This window comes from Paenibacillus plantarum (genome assembly GCF_013141695.1).
GTDB lineage: Bacteria > Bacillota > Bacilli > Paenibacillales > NBRC-103111 > Paenibacillus_E > Paenibacillus_E plantarum.
In genome coordinates, this window is the sequence record NZ_WHNY01000005.1 from 242,704 (window position 1) to 260,889 (window position 18,186).

Sequence of the window (18,186 nt, forward strand, 5' to 3'; positions counted from 1 at the left end):
AAGCCTGTAAAGATCGCCTTGCGACCTCTACAGGCTTTGATTTTATTCGTTTTGAAAAATATGAACGCTCCTGAAAAAAGTGATCCTTGCCTGCCAGCAAAAAACGATGGCTTGCATTCGAATTTGATTGCAGCTCTTTTTCAAAAATGATCCTAAACACAAATAATGATCGTTGTGATTTGTCGAAAGAAACTTTAAGTTAGATTATGCAAGCGCTATCTTAACTGGATTTCAGGTAGCAAATGCAAGAATGCCCTTATGTCCTTTAATTAAGGAGAGGGAAGCTAGTCATTCAAGGGAGGGTAAAAGTAATGGTTAAAAAATCGTCACTAAGTTTGCTTAGCAGCTGTGTCGTACTGAGTATCGTTATGTCCGGATGCAGCAGCGACAACAAAGAGAAGAAGGTAGTCACATCGGCACAACCTTCAACAGGTGCGTCAGAATGGAAGCTGCCTCTAACGGATTCGGGAGAGACGCTTCGTATCGCGACACTGGATAATGAGGTGCCTGACTTATCGTTTACTACGGGCAACTATCCAGTTTTGCAGCAGATCGAGCAACGTACAGGTGTAAAATTGAAATGGGAAGTCAACAAAACGGACTATGACACGGTGATGAGAACACGTATCGCTGCGGCTTCCAACTTACCAGACATTATCATGCTGCCGAAGGACGCGGATCCTCTCCAATTAAGTGAGAACAAAGTGATTTTGAAGTTGAATGATTTAATTGACCAGTACGCCCCTCATTTGAAAAAGTTTCTAAACGACAATCCGGACGTTCGCAAAGCGTTGACAGCGCCTGATGGTTCGATTACCTATCTGCCGGGAAGCGTAGACTTCTACGCCAATGATTATAATGTGCTTGGGCTGGCGTACCGTCAGGACTGGGTCCAGAAACTGGGTCTTTCCGAACCGAAGACGATCGATGATTGGCATACTGTGCTGAAAGCATTTAAGGAAAAGGACCCTAACGGTAACGGTAAAGACGACGAGGTACCATTCGTTGCAGGCGGCATTGATGCGATCGGGTACTTCACTCAAGCTTATGGCATGGCACCTCGAAGTCAATGGTTCTCCGTAGATGCCAAAGGGAAAGTCGAATACTCGTGGACATCTCCGAAGGCAAAGCAATTTTTAACTGAAATGAATAAGTGGTGGAAGGAAGGTTTGATCGATCAAGGCATGATGACTGCCCACTATGACAAGGCGAAAGCGTATGTAGTCAGCAATATCGGGGGAGCGACAAGTGGATGGGCAAACCGCAACGATGAGAACAACAAGTCGATGCAAGGCAGCTATCCCGGCGCCAACTGGGTGCTGGCGATGCCGCCGAAAGGCCCGGAAGGCGATCAGGCCTATGAAGTCGATTATCCAGTGAAGGACAACAAATTCTCAATAACAAAGGAAGCTAAAAATCCGAAACTGGCGATTGAGTGGCTGGATTACATCTTTGCTAGCGATGAAGGCAAGCAACTCTTCAACTTCGGCGTCGAAGGCACGAACTACTCGCTCGTGAACGGCAAGCCCGTGTTGAACGGAACGATTCTCAAAAACGAAAAGTATCCTAACCCATCCGTTGCTTTGGCGGCATTAGGTGCATCACGACTTCCAAAGATAGTCATGAAGGAAGCGAAAGATCAATTCCAAGCAGCACTGTCTACGTCGGATTCGATCAAACTGGTGCAAAATACGAAGCCGTTTTATAAGTTTGTGTTCCCGCCAGTCATCAGCACGTCAGCTGAGTCGAATGCGATTACCTCAAAAATGGCGGATATCATGACGTATAGCAATGAAATGCAAGTGAAATTCATCATGGGGGCGGAACCGCTTTCGAATTACGATAAGTTTGTGGAGAAACTGAAAGCAATGGGAATCGATGACGTTGTGAAAATCAAGCAGCAGCAATACGATCGGTGGAAGCAAAACTAATTACATGCGGCCTTTGGAAGGAGCGCTTTATGAAAATGGATGCGATTACAGGCGCGCAAGCCAAACATGGCCAAACGAAAACAGCAAAATGGGTGACGCACTTCTCGAAAAACAAATATCTGTATGCTTTGCTGCTCCCAGGAACGATTTATTTGCTGATTTTTGATTATATCCCGTTGGCCGGTTTAGTTCTGGCATTTAAGGACTTCTCCCCAGGAGATTCATTCTTCGGCGGTGAATGGGTCGGTTTGAAATGGTTTAATGAGTTTTTTAATTCTATTTATTTTTTCCGTTTACTTAAAAATACGATCCTCCTGCACCTTTACGACCTGTTGTGGGGGTTCCCGATTCCAATTGTTTTTGCTTTGCTCTTGCATGAGCTTAGGCGGCAGTATTTCAAGCGGTTCGTGCAGACGGTCAGTTACTTTCCGCATTTTATATCGACAGTGATTATCGCGGGATTGATTGTCAATTTCCTGTCGCCTACGGATGGCATTATTACACGCCTCATCCATGCGTTGACGGGAAGTGAGACGAATCTGCTGGGAGATCAGGGCTGGTTCCGTACCATTTATGTCATATCGAATGTTTGGGCCAGCTTCGGTTGGAACTCTATCATTTATTTGGCCGCTTTGACGGCGGTCGACGTTCACCTTTACGAAGCGGCCGATATGGAAGGCGCAGGACGTTGGAAGAAGATGACCAGCATTACGCTGCCTTCTATTATGCCGACGATCGTGACGCTGCTAATTTTGAACATGGGGAAGCTGCTCAGCGTCGGTTATGAGAAAATCATTCTGCTTTATAATCCGGGGACATATGAGACGGCGGATGTCATCTCTACATATGTGTATCGGCGCGGTCTGCTCGGAGCCGATTACAGCTTCGGTGTAGCCGTTGGTTTGTTCAACTCGGTCGCAAGTTTCCTGATTTTAATCCTCATCAACTATATCAGCAAACGAGTCAATAATGTATCACTGTGGTAAAGGAGCATCACGTATGTCACGAAATGCAAGCCGAATTGGATGGGTGGAAGGCGTCATTATCCTGGTATTGTGTATCCTGGCGCTTGTGACGGCGTATCCATTTATTTATGTCGCCAGCATGTCGCTCAGCGATCCAAAGGCCGTCATCGAGTTGAAGGTATGGTTATGGCCGAAAGGTTTTTCGCTCGAGGCGTACGGTTTAATCTTTGAAAATTCTCGTATCTGGGTGAGTTATTATAACACAATTTGGTATACGGTCGTCGGCACGGCACTGAATATCTTTTTGACGCTTACTTTCGCTTACCCGCTATCGAGAAAAGACTTTTCCGCCCGTGGCATTTTTATGATTTTGCTGGCCGTTACGATGTTTTTTAACGGCGGGCTAATTACAAACTTTCTGTTGATTCAAAAGTTAGGGCTCTACAACACCCGCTGGGCGATCGTGCTTCCCGGCGCAATGGGTGCGATGAACGTGATCATGGCGCGCGTCTTTTTCCAAACGTCCATCCCGGATAGTCTTACGGAGGCCGCCAAAATCGATGGGGCTACCGACATTAAAATATTGATGCGAATTGTGGTTCCGTTGTCGCTGCCCATTATTAGCGTTGTAGCGATTTTCTCATCAGTCGGCTATTGGAACAACTACTTCAATGCCATGATTTATCTGATTGATAAAAATCTTCAGCCGTTACAAATCTACCTGATGGAAGTGCTCATTCAGAACAACGTCGATATCACTTCGGAATACAGCAGTTTCTCACAGCGGGAAGAACTGGCTACCCAATTGAAATACTGCATTATTATGGTATCGATTATTCCCATTATGTGCTTCTATCCAATCCTTCAAAAGTACTTCGTTAAAGGCGCGATGATCGGCGCGCTTAAAGAGTAAATGCTTAACATGTCTGTCCATCTATCGTCATGGGAGGTATTCCTTTGAAAATTAGCGTTGTCTGGAAAAGAATCTGTACGATCTTCTTCATCTTGTCTCTTCTGTTGCCAGTTCTTCCATTAATACCATCGGCTTCTGCAGCTGTACCGCTCTGGAGCGACGGATTTGAAAATGGGTTTAGTGAATGGACGACCGTGTATGGCACCCCGAGTGTAAGTACAGTGCAAAGGCATGAAGGCAGCAACAGCTATATCCTTAATGAGGAACGCGACGAAATTAAGAAAACCTGGACGTCCGCGTGGACGAATAAAGTCCTTTCCGTATGGTTCTACGACAATGCGGCGGATAACAGCATGCAAGCGGAAACGGTTGTACAAGAAAAAGCTTATCTCGGCGTTCGGACGCAGACCAGTACGTTGAACTACGCCTACAAGCTTGGCGGCAACGCATGGGCGGAATCGTCCGTGCCTAGGACAACGGGGTGGCATCAGTTTGTATGGGATATGCGTTCAGGCACCTCGTGCTTGCTGTATATCGATGGTACTCAGGTAGCGTCGACTTCGCTGGTGACGAACTTCACTGTGCTTCGCATCGGAGACGATACCAACGATGGCAGATCGGGGACCGTATACATTGACGATATTTCGATTCTTGATGAGTTGCCGTTGACGGTATCTCTGAACAAGACTGAAGGGACGGTCATAGAAGGCAGCACGGACACGCTCTTCGCAACGGTTGCTCCAAGTACAGCGAGTCAGTCCGTGATTTGGTCGACAAGCAATAGCAGCGTTGCGACAGTCAGCGGCGGCGTCATTTCTGGCGTATCACCAGGGATTGCGACGATAACGGCGACCAGCAGCGTCGACTCTTCTTATTTTGCCTCCTACACAGTCACGGTAGAAGCGCTTCATCCACCCGTAGGTGGTGTTCATCTGAACAAGGGAACAACCTCCATCATGGTAGGTTCCACGGACTCGTTGACGGCAACAGCGAAGCCGGCCCGTGCGGATCAGGATGTTGTTTGGTCGACGAGCGATAGCAGCGTCGCCACTGTTGCAAATGGCGTCGTAACCGCAGTTGATGTCGGCATTGCAACGATCACTGCGACGAGCGTTTCGAATGCCGTTTACACGGCTTCCACGTTCGTTGCCGTTACCTCCCCGATGTCGGGTACTAGCGACGTACTGCTTCAATATTTGGTGCCAGGTTTCGTGCAGCCGGCTGACAACTACACAGTCAAGGTGAATGGTCAGCCGGTCATTGTGCAGAAGACAGTCGAGGGCGGTTATGCGCACTTCGCTTTCTCAGGCACGGCTGATATTACGGTGACGGTAGCGGACGCTTCGGATTTTGACGACGACTGGACGCTCAGCCCAGAGAGCTACGAAATCGCGACGACGCAAAGCGGTCGTGATATCAGCTTCTCGATTGATCGTCCGATGCAGTTGCTGCTGCAAAAAGATAAATCGTATCACTACGATGCTCCATACGCCGACGCAGCGTCCGCCAAGGCGGCGAACGATGCAGATGTAATCGATAGGATCCGAGATAAGTTGTATCTGATCGCGGATCCGTTGGAGGATGGGGATACACCGCAGCTTGGGGACGCAGACGTGGTAAACGTGCTTGACTACGGCATCGACAACACGGGGGTTGTACCTGTCGCCGATGCGGTCTCGTCTGCCCTGACTTTGGCGACGGCTGACAGCAAAATACTCTATTTCCCTCCGGGTGTGTATAACTGGAGGAAGACGGTTTACGTCCCTGACCATGCGAGAATTTATTTGGCTGGCGGTGCTTATCTGTTCCTCGACACAGATGCGCTTCCGATTGTGGATGGGAAGATTCAGTTTACGGGATTTTTTGCGGTAGGCGGGAAAAGCGATGTCAAGATCTACGGCCGAGGCACGCTTTTCGGCAATAATCATGCGCGATCAGATGGCCTCTATTTCAGAACGGCCGCCATCAACGGTATCAACGAGTCGAAAGCTGAGGCGCTGTCCGATGACGTAACCATCGAAGGAATTACAATCACCGAGTTCTCGGGTCTTCCGGCCTCCATCCGAGGAAGCGACACGACGATTCGGAATGTTAAAGCAATTTTGGCCGCCAGAACGCACTTTGACCCTGTTGGTAACGGCCGTGATCGAACAGAGGGCTACAACTTCCAGGGAGGTTCATCCAATGTCTTGGTCGAGAACAGCCTCATCGTTGGCGAAGATGATGGGATCAACTTCTCGAATTCTATCGGCAGGGAGTTGCCGAACGACGGGTTGACGGTCCGCAATACGATCATCATCAATGGGTCGACGGGCAGTCCGATCAAGGTGATTGATCCATATGGAGGCTATATCCGCAATATCGCTTTCGATAGTGTCGATGTCCCGTACGCGGATCGAGCTGTGTCGATCTATTCGTGGCCTTCAAAGAACGCTGGCGATATCTATGACGTTTATTTTAAAGGGTATCGGGTTGAGGAGATCAGCTATAAAACGGGGAATGAATTTTTTGGAATCAAGGATTCAGCCCAGTCAGCCACGCCTCCGATTGTAGTCGGGCCTCTGCATGATATGTACTTTCAGAATACAGAAGTGGCACGAATTTCTGATTATCCGACACCGCAGAAGCTGTGGTTATACGGTTATAACAATGACGCCAAGACCGAAGACATTCATTTCTATAATCTCAAAATCAACGGCCAGACGGTAACGGAAACGAACAAATTTACGACGGGTAAGGTCAACACCTCAATGCCTTATACGACAAATATTACGTTCGAGGAGAACGATCCGAACGTTGTCTCGATTGAAGCGACTGACCCGTATGCCGGCAGCACTCTCTTAGATACTGGAGAATTCACAGTTAGCCGGACTGGCAGCACGACTGCAGCGCTCACGCTCCATTACCAGATCCGGGGCTCTGCCATGAACGGCACAGACTACACAACGATAACCGATTCCATTACGATACCGGCAGGACAGAGCTCCGCTGCAATCTCGATTAATCCGCTCCTACTTGGCAGTGGAGAGGCGAAGTCCGTGTATCTCAGCTTGCTCGGCAGCGGCTATAACCATGCGTATACGCTCGCTCCGAAATCGGAAGCCGTCGTGACGTTGGCACCATAAGCAGATCATGAAATCCGGCAAGGGGCGCTGTGAGCGACTCTTGCTGGATTCAGCCTGCCCGATATAGTGCGTACATACACGGCAACCAAATGTAAATAAGGGGGACATAGGAAGATGCATATGCAAAATGAACACGTATCTGAGCTTAAAATCGCTTATATCGGTGGAGGTTCTCGAAACTGGGCTAGGAAGCTAATGTGCGATCTGGCTCTTGAGCCGCAATTATCCGGCGTCGTTTCGTTATACGACATAGATGGGGGTGCGGCTGGGCATAATGCGCAGATTGGCAATACAATTACGGACTCAAACGAGGCAGTAGGCAAATGGCGTTACGAAGCGGCTACGACCATGGAAGAGGCGCTGACCGGTGCTGATTTTGTCATCTTGTCCATCCTGCCAGGCACATTTAAGGAGATGGCGGTGGACGTACACGCGCCGGAAAAGTACGGCATCTATCAATCCGTAGGCGATACGGTTGGGCCGGGCGGTATCCTAAGAGCTCTGCGAACCATTCCTCTCTACGTGAACTTTGCACGTCAGATTGAACGTTATTGCCCGACAGCCTGGGTTATCAATTACACAAATCCAATGACGCTCTGTACACGTACGCTTTACGAGATTTTTCCTGGCATTAAAGCATTCGGGTGCTGCCACGAGGTGTTCAGTACGCAAGAGGAACTATCCGCGATCCTTGAGATATTCGGAGGTGTCAGCGGAGTCGAACGGTACGAGATTGAAACGAATGTCAAAGGCATTAATCATTTTACCTGGATTGATCAAGCTTCTTATCGAGGCATTGATCTGTTTGAGCTCTATCGCGAAGCGGCGCAAAAATTCGATGCAGAAGGCTACAGGGCGAGCAAAGAAGGGCGGGCAACACGGCACTATGGCGACTGGCGCTGGCCCAAACCGCTGCACTTCGAGCTATTTGGCAGGTATGGCCTGATTCCAGCAGCCGGAGCTAGACATATGGTCGAGTTTATGCCCCACGACTGGTATATGAACCAAACGGATCCCGTCACCTTAAAAAACAAGTGGGGTTTTGAGCTCACTACTGTTCACAGCCGAATTGAATACCAGGATAAACAAATAGAAGAGACAGAACGCATTATTGCAGGCACTGACAGGGTTGAATTGAAGCCTTCAAAAGAAGAAGGTGTGCGCATTATCAAAGGATTGCTCGGTCTAGAGACATTCGTAACGAATATCAACTTCCCGAATCGGGGACAGTTGCCCGATATACCCGAAGGGGCGATCGTCGAAAGTAACGCACTGATCCAGGCAGGACGCATCACACCGGTCCATGCGGGCGAGTTACCGCTCGATTTGCTTAATTGGGTAGTGCGTCATGTCTATAACCAAGAGCTTGTTCTAAAGGCGGGCATCAGTCAAGACTATGCGCTCGGGTACAAAGCATTCGTGAACGACCCGCTTGTCGCGATGGATTTGAAGAGCAGCAAGGCGCTTTATGAAGAGATGCTGGAGGGTACCGGTCTGTTTCGGTTGTGAACTTCTGAATGAGGTTTATGTTTAGATGACACCGAAGACAAGGAGAGTGATCTGGATGTGGAATATAGATGAAGTCAAATGGGAACAGATTGTCGCCAGGCTTCGAGAGGATCTCACCAACGCGCTAACACTTGGCTTGCATAACGTCGACGGACGCCGATGCCTGACAGGTTATAGCTACAGCGAGCTATTTGATTGGGATCTTTACTTTGAAAATATCGTTTTATCCTATTTTGGAATTTATGAATTCGGTAAATCCGGCGTCGCCTTTTTTTTGGATCGGCAGCAGGAGAACGGCTTTATTTCCAGAACGGCTGGCGTCGTATGGCCTAAGAGCGGACAACATTTTAAACCGTTTCTCGCGCAAACGGCATTGTTGTACGTCAAGCAATCGGACGATGCCGATTGGCTGAAAGCCGGCTATTTTGAAAAGCTGGAAATGTATCTGGCCTATTGGCTCAGCAACGAATACGACGCGAATCGAAACGGATTGCCCGTGTGGAACAGCGCGGATCATAGCGGTATGGACAACCAGGACGAGCGGGCGGGGGCAATCGACGCATATGTTTGTGAAGGCGTTGATCTGGCGGTTTTTCTCGTTCGAGAGTATGACGCAATGAGCCAGCTTGCTTCAAAGCTGGGCTACATTGTCGAACAGAAGGCCTACCAGGCTAAAGCGGAGGCATTGAAAACTAGGATTCAAACGGACTTTTGGCATGAAGAAGACGGATTCTTCTATGACATTAATGTCAGAACGGGGCAGCACATCCGTTGTAAGACGGTTGCCGGATTTACCCCTTTATGGATCGGAGCGGCTTCCGCAGATCAGGCGACAAGGCTGGTAACAGAGCACTTGACGAATAAGGAGCGGTTCTGGCTGGCCTATCCTGTTGCGTCGATGGCGAAGGACGAACCGGGATACCGGCAAGATAAGTACGATGATGAGACGTGCTGCAACTGGAAAGGGACGGTTTGGGTACCTTCAAATTATTACATTTTCCACGGGCTGTTGAACTATGGGTTCGACGGAATCGCAAGGGAGCTTGCCGAAAAAACGATGGAGCTCCTCTTGAAGAACGAGCGAACTCGCGAATATTTCAACGCGGAAACAGGCGAGGGAATGGGTTTGGATCCATTTTGGGGCTGGAGCGTTCTAGGGTATGTAATGCTGATGGAATATGAGAAGGCGTACGATCCTTCCGATCCAGCCACTGAAATCATCGTACCCTATTTTAAAGACATATTAGAGCCAAGGAGGCAACGCAGCTAGTGAAATCTTTTATACATGGCAATACCTATTATAGTCACGCGCATCCGCCTGAAGAGTTAGAACGTAACTTTGTCAAAATGAGAGAAATGGGAATTAACGCTGTCCGAGTGGCTGAAATTTGGCCTGGATGGTCGGTCATCGAGCGCAAGCAGGGAACGTACGAGTACGGTCTACTTGACGATTTCGTAGAAAAAGCGGTCAGAAACGGGATACAAGTCTGCATGGGCGTCGGTATTAACGATACGCCATTCTGGTTGTTTGACAAGTATGACGACCTACGCTGTGTGAGTTGGGAGGGGAAAAAGGCGGCGAGGCGAATCCACTCTGCATGTGTAGATCATCCAGCGTACCGACGGCATATGGAAGCATTTATTGAAAATATTACCAATCGGTATGCAGGATATGAGGGTATCTTCTCCTGGCAGCTTGGTAACGAGATTAGATGCGGGCATGCCTACTGTGACTGCGGCTCCACGCGGATACGATTCCGACAGTGGCTGAAGATGAAGTATAGTGGCAATCTGGCAGCTTTAAATCGGGAATGGGGAGTCGAATATTCCGCTTGGGAAGAGATCTATCCGTACAAATCATCGGAAGGAGCGCCGACGGAGGGCATCATCGGTCATTATCTAAATACGATGGCATTTACGAATTGGTCGTTGGAGGAGCTGTTGTCGTGGGGGGTTGCCATAATGCGGCCTATTACAGATCTTCCGATCTTTCACAATCATTTTCAGCAAGTCGGCAGCGGAAACTATTGGAAGCTGACTGAACCGTGTGATGCTTCTGTCATGGACATCTACGCTGTGACTTACGACGAACCCGGCATTTATAACGGTTATTTGCTCGATATCGCTGGCAGCATTGCGAGGCAGACGGGGAAACCGCTGTGGATTGGCGAGACGACGGCGGCGCAGTATGGTACCTTTCAACGGATTCCGGTCGATCAGCGTTTGATTGAGAACTGTGTCATGGAACAGCTAGGTGCCGGAGCGAAGGCGATTTTCTATTTCAGGCACAAGTCGCCGATCTGGGAGCAGCCGCATAAATTTACGGGTTCACAAGCATTCCTCCGCATTGACGAATCGGAAACGGCGTATGCGCAGACGCCTCGCAATGTAGAGCGGTTCCTACAATTGCACGAGGAGACTATTCTAAAATGCAGCCCGGTGGATGCGGAAATAGGCCTCTATTATCCGGAAGAGTCGCTTCTGCTTGGCAGCGAAGCGGGATTCCGAGAGGATGCCTTGAACAGCGCTTTTGGCTCTAGGGCAATTTGGGCGGGGGCACAGCTTGCGGTGGAGTTGCTGGACACCGACACCCTGATCGGAACTGATCTATCGCGGTTCAAGATCATTCATCTCCCGCTCGCTTATTTGCTTCCTTCCAAAGTAGGTGAGGCGTTACGGAACTATGTTCGGGAAGGCGGCACCCTCATTAGCGAAGGCAGACTCGGCTATGTCAATGAATTCGGGCAGCTGTACGACGTGCAGCCAGGAGCGGGATTGGATGAAGTGTTCGGGGCGCGGGAGGACTTATTTTATAATACGTCGCCGTTTTTGGCCGATTATGAGTTGGAAGGAATGGAAGGCAGGGCAGAGTTTCACACCGTCAAGCAGACATTCAGATTGCAAGGCGGTCAGCCGTTTATGAAGAGTGAGGATGGCGAAGTGTGCGGCGTGCGTCATACGTATGGCAAAGGAACGGCCTATTTGCTCGGCGTAGCGCCTAGCTTGCACTTTAAAATCGGCAGCGGCAAGTATGACCGTGCCTCAGAAGCTCGCGCTCACACGACGGCTGCTCAGCGTGAAGCGGTATGCCGATTATTCAAGCATATCGCACAGCTGCATCATATGGAGCCGCCGATCACGATGACGGGCGGGCATCCGAACCTGACCGTTCGCTATTTGCAAGAAGGGAAGTCAAAGCTTGCCTTCTTTGTGAATTATAGCAAAAAGGAGAAAACGGTCATTTCACTCAAACACCCTGCTATGCGGTGCTTCCAACTCGATCATGAGGGTCAACACGCGCTGCGAGTTGGCGAAGACGGCCAAACCGTCCTAGAAATCGATGAGATGAGCTGGAAGGCAATTTTAATAGAAGGAGAGTGAGCGTACGAATGAGGACACATCACTATGATATCATCGTCGTTGGAGCCGGCATTGGCGGAATTTGTGCGGCTTTGGCTGCCGCCAGGCAACAATGCTCTGTTCTGCTAATTGAAAAGGACGAGGAGATCGGGGGGACGGGCGTTCACTCTCCCGTAGGTTTAGTCTGCCGGTTCTGGGACGCCAACGGCCGTCCTGTTGTAGAAGGTATCCACCGGCAATTATTTCCGGAAGCTTACTCGATTTTGGAGAATCAGAGCAGTCAGGTGCCCGTTTATGACGAGGCTGAGCTGAAGGAAACCTACATGCGGCTCCTTCGCCAAGAAGCGTCATTGGACATATGGTCCGGAACAGAGGTGACGCGGGTACACGTTAAGGACGGACGAATCGTCGCGCTGCAGACCGAAGGCGGATGGTGCGCAGAGGTAGCTGCCCAAGTATTTATTGATGGGACTGCTGATGGCAATCTTGCTGCGCTAGCCGGGGCTTCTTTTCAAATGGGGCGTACGGAGGACGGCAAAATGATGTCGGCTACACTGACATTTAAGCTGTCGGGTTTTGATAAGACGCAGCTTCGGAATCCGGATATTACCGATTGGCATGGCATCAGGCAGCTGCGGGAAGAGTTGACACCTTATTATCTCAAGCTGAAATTGAGTGGCGGAACTCGCAATACGAGGGATAAAGTATTATGCTTCCCATATCCTGGCGGGGAAGCATTGCTATTCAACTCAACTGCTTTGCTGAATGTGGATCCGACGCAGCCGGAGACAGTGAGGGAGGCGCTGGAAGCTGGCAAGCAGCAAATTGAAGAACTCTTAAGCGCAATTCGTGTGCATCCAGCATTTGCTGAATCTAGTGTAGACTTCGTTTCCAGAAAACTCGGCGTTCGTGAGGGTCGAAGGGTCGAAGGGGATTATCGGCTAACGGGGGAGGATTGTATCCGCGAGGCAAGATTTCCAGATATGATTGCAGCCGGTGCTTATGACATTGATGTGCACGACCCCGAAGGGGGAAGTGCGAAACCGATGGGGATCCCGGGATCCGGATACTATCATATTCCGTACAGGAGCATCATCGCGAAGGGATTCCACAATTTGCTGCTGGCTTCACGCTGTATCAGCGGCGATTTCGTGGCGCATTCCTCTTACCGTGTGATGTCCAACATCAGCGGTTTTGCGGAAGCGGCAGGCATTGCAGCGGCCTTAACAGTCCGAACGCAGCGGCGCGACGTGAGGGATGTACCGGCCTCCGAGATAAGATATATGCTGCGACAGCAGGGGCAATTTATCGAGGGGGAAACGGAGCCTCCCCTAATGAGCGCCGAATTCGCCGAGGAGGAGAAGCAGATAAATCCGGTGGCATGGCCCAATGTGTGGGGGCAGGGCAGTTTGTTTGCGTATTCGGGACTTGATGGGGAAAATACACATGGTGACAGCCTGGTAGGTACCTTATGCGGGGATCGTCTCGGCGTCATTTTCCAGCGAGCAAAGAAACAGTTGTATGTGATGCCGCATCAGATCGGAAATATCGCGTACAAGATCGTAGCTTCGGATGTCATACATGCCGTTCTGCACCGTAAGGGAGATGCGCATGCGGAGGATCTTATCCTCGTGTTCTCCGCTCAGGATATAGTGATCGGTCAGACCGCGGCCTGGGCTGCTCCGATTGTCGATAGCATGGGTGAAAGGATACACGTTGTAAAAGACTGCGAGTTGTACGAAGCGGAGGGAGAATACGCAGCGTTTTGTCGAGAGCAACGCGACGGGCGGGTTTGCTTTACATTCGCCTTTAGCTCACTTTCTGCGGAGGATGCGGTGGAAAAGGCGAGGAGCGCTCTGCAGATCGACGCTGAGCAGGCACTGGCGGCCAAAATGGATTTTTATAATAACCTTCCCGTGCCTGCAAACCTCGATCTTCCTACGATGAGAACGCTGAATAAATGTTATTCGGTCATGAAATCTCAAGTCTACACGCCCGAAGGTCGATTCAGCACACGCTGGACCACACCCGATCGTCTGCCGCATCGCAATTTGTGGCTCTGGGACTCGGTATTTCATGCTCTCGGTAACAGGTTCATGAATAAGAATCTCGCTTGGGAGACGATCGAAGCCGTATTCGCTACGCAACGGGGGGATGGTTTTATTCCCCATATGTCGACTCCGTTCACTTCCTCGGATGTGACCCAGCCTCCTGTACTGGCCTGGGGAGTCTACCAGTTGTACGAAGGAGAGATGGACAAGAAGCAAGTAAAGGAAATCTATCCGAAGCTAAGCCGATATTTACGGTGGAATGTCGACAACAGGGGCTCTAACTTGAACAACCTCTTCGAGTGGTATGTGGAGGCGAACAGCGTTCATTGCCGATGCGACGAGTGCGGCATGGACAATTCGCCTCGGTTCGATGCTGTGACGCAGATGGCGTGCATCGACTTCTCCTCCTTTATGGCGAACGAAGCTCGGCATATGAGCAAACTTTGCGATATTTTGAAGCTTCCTGAGGATAAAGCCTACTGGGATCGGTTGTACGAGAGCATCAAACTCGCCGTCAACACATGGCTGTGGGATGAGGAAGACGGCCTTTACTACGACCGGCTTGTAGAGGGGGGAGCTTTGATAAAAGTTAAATCGGTATCGTCTTTTTTACCTTTGTTTGCTGGCATCTGCGATACCGGGAAAGCCGAGAGGCTGGCACGCCATTTAGAGGATGAAGCAACATTCGGCTCAGCGTTTTCAATACCGAGCATAGCTGTCGACCAACCGAGCTTCGGAACCGACATGTGGCGTGGGCCCGTCTGGATCAATTATAACTATATGATTGCTAAGGGGCTCACCGAAAACGGATTCGATGAGGCGGCTGCAGCGCTTATCGACAAAACAATCGACGTTATTACGTTCTGGTATCTCCATGATGGTGTAATCTATGAATTTTATGATAGTACGAACCGCGTTTCCCCCAGCAAGCTGAATCGCAAAGGGAACGCCGTTGCCCCTTACCAAATGGAAGTTAAGCTTCAAAATATAAGAGACTATGGGTGGACATCCGCACTTTTTGTTTCTATGGTGATGGAAAAGTGGGGGTGAGAGTAAGGATAGCCTGGTTGGGAGAATAAGTGGAACGTCTGTAACGCTTGGGTCTATTTCTTAAGGGATTCTCATTATTTATATGGAAAAATATATAATTTCTTCCAATTGATATGGTGCTACTGATAATTGCCGACGTTGCTGTAGGCAAAGCCCAGTATTTTTTCTAATAGTTTATTGGTAATACCGGCCACGATCCTGTGTAATTCCTTACACCGTATGCTGGGTGCGTGCCGCTTCTTCATCTGAAGGACACGATGCTGGACGTTGATCAGGCTTCGATAGAAATCGGCGCGGATGTACAGATATGGTATCTGTTCTAGAGGGTGCGAAGCATCCGGTGTGGAGAGGTACTCGTCGAGCAGGACACCTGATTGGGTTCGTCGATCAGATGCATTTGTACAAGTCTGGTGAGATTGACGTGGCTGGTCAAATAATGGAGGATGGAATTATGAGCACTCTGTATCGAATTGGCATCGCTGGCGCGGGCGGTATCTTCAAAGAGGCGCATTTACCTGCCTGGCTGGAGCATCCGGAGGCAGAGATCGTTGCCATTTTTGACGCTAACGAAGTACGTGCTCACGAGATGGCGGTTCAAGTGGGAGCTTCTCTTGTTTACACGGACTATAAGCAAATGTTGGCGGAAGCAAATCTCGATATTATCGATATTTGTACGCCGAACCTGTATCATTCCGAAATTGCGATTGCCGCTTTGGAGGCCGGTGTTCATGTCATTTGTGAAAAACCGGATGCCGTGTCCCCAATTGAGGCGCAAAAAATGGCTGATGCCGCTGCACAAAGCGGAAAATTGCTGATGGCGATTCGGAACAATCGCTTCCATCCGAACGTGCAGTTTTTACAGAAATTTGCGCAAGAAGGTGGGCTTGGCGAGATCTATACCGGTCGCTGCGGCTGGATTCGCCGTAGGGGGATTCCCGGCAAGGGCGGCTGGTTTACGACGAAGGAGTTGTCAGGCGGAGGGCCTCTCATCGATTTGGGAGTTCATTTTATCGATGTTGCGATGTGGGTGATGGGCAATCCTAAGCCGGTAGCCGTCAGCGGGGCGACGTACCGCAAATTTGGCGATGCGCAAGCCGAAGGGATGTTCGACGTCGAGGATTTGGCGACGGGCTTCATTCGTTTCGATAATGGAGCGACGCTGCAGATCGAATTCAGCTGGGCCTCCAATATTGAGGAAGAAGTCAATTTTGTTGAACTGCGGGGAACGAAATCCGGAGCAAGTCTTCGTATGGGCGAGCTAAGCTTGTTCTCGGAAATCAATGGGCAACTGCTTGACATGAAGCCTTCCCGAATCAAGAGGAAGCCGGCTAAAATGCACAACGAGAATATCAATCACTTTATCGATTGTCTAGCGGGCAGAGCTGAACCGATTATTCGTCCGGAGCATGGCGTCGATATGATTAAAATATTATCGGCCATTTACGAGTCTGCTGAAACAGGCCGGGAGCTGCGTCTCTGAACGGGCGAAGCGTAGTCGCCTTTTGTAGCATGTCAGCAAGCAGTTTGCAATAGTAGCGATGTTTACGGTGAGGAAAAAAGTTTATTGCAAGAAGCGCTGAGTTTTACACATGCATTGCAAGAGGGAAATAAGTAGACTCGGAACACAGCGGTGAGCGTTGTAGAAATCTGTGCCGGTGCTGGTAATTATTTTACCTATCACGCTACAGGCTACGCGAATTGGAGTGACTACGACGGTTCCATTGCTTGGGAAATCAACATTTTCTAGTCCAATACGGACAAAGTAACTCGAATAGATTTTTTAATTCTAAATAATTTGTCAGAATCACTTCAAAACTAATTTGTAATTTAGACAATTTGCCTCAAAAACCACATCAAAACTTTATTTGTCATTTTAATTTTCACGAAAAAGCCAGCAAACCCTTATGGTTGCTGGCTTCTTGCACTTCAAAACCAATTTGTCATCCAACACACCCACCACCACAAACAGAATTATCTATCTATCCCCGTAGTATTGGTTGACAAATAAGTTTTGAAGTGACAAATATAGTTGGGTGAACGCATATTTTATTTTAATACCTTGTTAACTCAAGGTTTTTTTATTTGTATGGATATTTTTGTAGTAGTGCTGCTAAACGATTGCCGTTCGTAGTGTAATCTATTTTTGAACCCGATATCATTCTGATGGATATAGTGATGCCACATATGGACGGGCTAGATTTGATCGCACAATTAAGCCACTGTTCAAAGCTTCGGTGTTTATTATGTTTTTCCTCAAAGACCGGCAGTCTCATTGCTCAGACTTCACCAATGGAACTTATTGTAACCTAAACAACCATAGACAAGAAAAAGACGAATACATGAAACCTTGACCCATTCGGATCAGGGCTTTAATGTATTCGTTTCAAACGACAACCTAATGAATAGAAGTATTCAGCTTCAAAGGCTTTCTCTTGCAAAGCTTTTAGCTCCTATCCCTTTAGCGAGCCGGATGTGATGCCGTTAATGATATATTTTTGCATGAAAATGTAGAACAGAATGAGTGGTGCAACCGCCATGAGCATCATTGGGAAGAAATTCGTCCAGTCGGTTGAGAATTGTCCAATATTGCGGAACACTTCTAGGAGCAATACACCCTTTGAACGGGATTGCAGGAACAACAATGGCGTCATGAAATCATTCCACACACCAAGTGTATTCAAAATCGCTACAGTGGCAATTACCGGCGTAAGCAGCGGAAACACAATCTGCCAGAATGTTCTCCAAATCCCACAGCCATCTACTCTTGCCGCTTCTTCCAGTTCAAATGGAACGGTAGTGCTGATAAAACTTTTAATTAAAAAGATAGAGAACGGAAGGCTGTAACAAATTTCTATTAAAACAATGCCCGTTAAGGTATTCATAAGCCCAAGCTGGGCTACCTGTTTATAAAGTGCTAAGATCCCCATTTGGTACGGTACCATCATCCCCACCATGAATAAAAGGAATACGATCCGGTTGAAGAGATTAGTACGTCTTACTAAACTGTAAGCAGCCATCGCAGAAAACAGAACAATACCCGCAACGGAGGAAATCGTAATGATCAGGTTGTTTCCCAACACATGCATGTAGTTCATTGCCTTAAAGGCGCGAATGTAATTAACGAACGTGATGTTGACTGGAAGACCCATCGGATGAGAGACCGCATCTGCTGGCGTCTTAAATGTCGTGATGATCAAATAGTAAATAGGGATCATAAAAATCGCCGCTAAGACGAGCATGAGAATTTCAGTGACGGCAGTTTCTTTTGTGTATCGATTCATG

Annotated in this window: 10 protein-coding genes; 9 read left to right on the plus strand and 1 reads right to left on the minus strand. The window is 48.8% G+C overall.

Annotated elements, in window-relative coordinates:
* Window positions 1–311 precede the first annotated feature (311 nt).
* The 9 genes from GC096_RS02270 to GC096_RS02310 all read left to right on the plus strand — a co-directional run bounded on the left by GC096_RS02270 (window position 312) and on the right by GC096_RS02310 (window position 16,384).
* Window positions 312–1,931 carry a DUF3502 domain-containing protein gene (locus GC096_RS02270; RefSeq protein WP_171628682.1) on the plus strand — a complete coding sequence of 540 codons (1,620 nt, stop codon included), beginning with the start codon at window positions 312–314 and terminating at the stop codon, window positions 1,929–1,931.
* 29 nt (window positions 1,932–1,960) lie between these two features.
* A complete protein-coding gene (locus tag GC096_RS02275; RefSeq protein ID WP_246302522.1) occupies window positions 1,961–2,917 on the plus strand; it encodes an ABC transporter permease in 957 nt (318 codons plus the stop codon).
* Between the two features lie 13 nt (window positions 2,918–2,930).
* A complete protein-coding gene (locus GC096_RS02280; protein ID WP_171628683.1) occupies window positions 2,931–3,809 on the plus strand; it encodes a carbohydrate ABC transporter permease in 879 nt (292 codons plus the stop codon).
* 44 nt (window positions 3,810–3,853) lie between these two features.
* A complete protein-coding gene (locus GC096_RS02285) occupies window positions 3,854–6,934 on the plus strand; it encodes an Ig-like domain-containing protein (protein WP_171628684.1) in 3,081 nt (1,026 codons plus the stop codon).
* A gap of 114 nt (window positions 6,935–7,048) precedes the next feature.
* Window positions 7,049–8,443, plus strand: coding sequence for a family 4 glycosyl hydrolase (locus GC096_RS02290; RefSeq protein WP_171628685.1), 1,395 nt, complete (start codon window positions 7,049–7,051; stop codon window positions 8,441–8,443).
* 55 nt (window positions 8,444–8,498) lie between these two features.
* A complete protein-coding gene (locus GC096_RS02295) occupies window positions 8,499–9,713 on the plus strand; it encodes an amylo-alpha-1,6-glucosidase (protein ID WP_171628686.1) in 1,215 nt (404 codons plus the stop codon).
* Entirely contained in the window at window positions 9,713–11,824 is a 2,112-nt protein-coding gene (locus tag GC096_RS39280) for a beta-galactosidase (RefSeq protein ID WP_171628687.1), read from the plus strand. The genes GC096_RS02295 and GC096_RS39280 overlap by 1 nt, the downstream gene beginning before the upstream one ends.
* Before the next feature lie 8 nt (window positions 11,825–11,832).
* Window positions 11,833–14,904, plus strand: a complete 3,072-nt coding sequence (locus tag GC096_RS02305) for an FAD-dependent oxidoreductase (RefSeq protein ID WP_171628688.1) — start codon at window positions 11,833–11,835, stop codon at window positions 14,902–14,904.
* A gap of 307 nt (window positions 14,905–15,211) precedes the next feature.
* Window positions 15,212–16,384 carry a Gfo/Idh/MocA family protein gene (locus GC096_RS02310; protein WP_246302523.1) on the plus strand — a complete coding sequence of 391 codons (1,173 nt, stop codon included), beginning with the start codon at window positions 15,212–15,214 and terminating at the stop codon, window positions 16,382–16,384.
* 970 nt (window positions 16,385–17,354) lie between these two features.
* Here GC096_RS02310 and GC096_RS02315 read toward each other — a convergent pair.
* A complete protein-coding gene (locus GC096_RS02315; protein WP_171628689.1) occupies window positions 17,355–18,185 on the minus strand; it encodes a carbohydrate ABC transporter permease in 831 nt (276 codons plus the stop codon).
* Window position 18,186 lies beyond the last annotated feature (1 nt).

Bases quoted from the DNA above. Each gene is read 5' to 3' on its own strand.
- GC096_RS02295 (WP_171628686.1), top strand. From the start codon at position 8,499: ATGTGGAATATAGATGAAGTCAAATGGGAACAGATTGTCGCCAGGCTT.
- GC096_RS02315 (WP_171628689.1), bottom strand. From the start codon at position 18,185: ATGAATCGATACACAAAAGAAACTGCCGTCACTGAAATTCTCATGCTC.
- GC096_RS02310 (WP_246302523.1), top strand. From the start codon at position 15,212: ATGGTATCTGTTCTAGAGGGTGCGAAGCATCCGGTGTGGAGAGGTACT.
- GC096_RS02270 (WP_171628682.1), top strand. From the start codon at position 312: ATGGTTAAAAAATCGTCACTAAGTTTGCTTAGCAGCTGTGTCGTACTG.
- GC096_RS02280 (WP_171628683.1), top strand. From the start codon at position 2,931: ATGTCACGAAATGCAAGCCGAATTGGATGGGTGGAAGGCGTCATTATC.
- GC096_RS02305 (WP_171628688.1), top strand. From the start codon at position 11,833: ATGAGGACACATCACTATGATATCATCGTCGTTGGAGCCGGCATTGGC.
- GC096_RS02275 (WP_246302522.1), top strand. From the start codon at position 1,961: ATGAAAATGGATGCGATTACAGGCGCGCAAGCCAAACATGGCCAAACG.
- GC096_RS02290 (WP_171628685.1), top strand. From the start codon at position 7,049: ATGCATATGCAAAATGAACACGTATCTGAGCTTAAAATCGCTTATATC.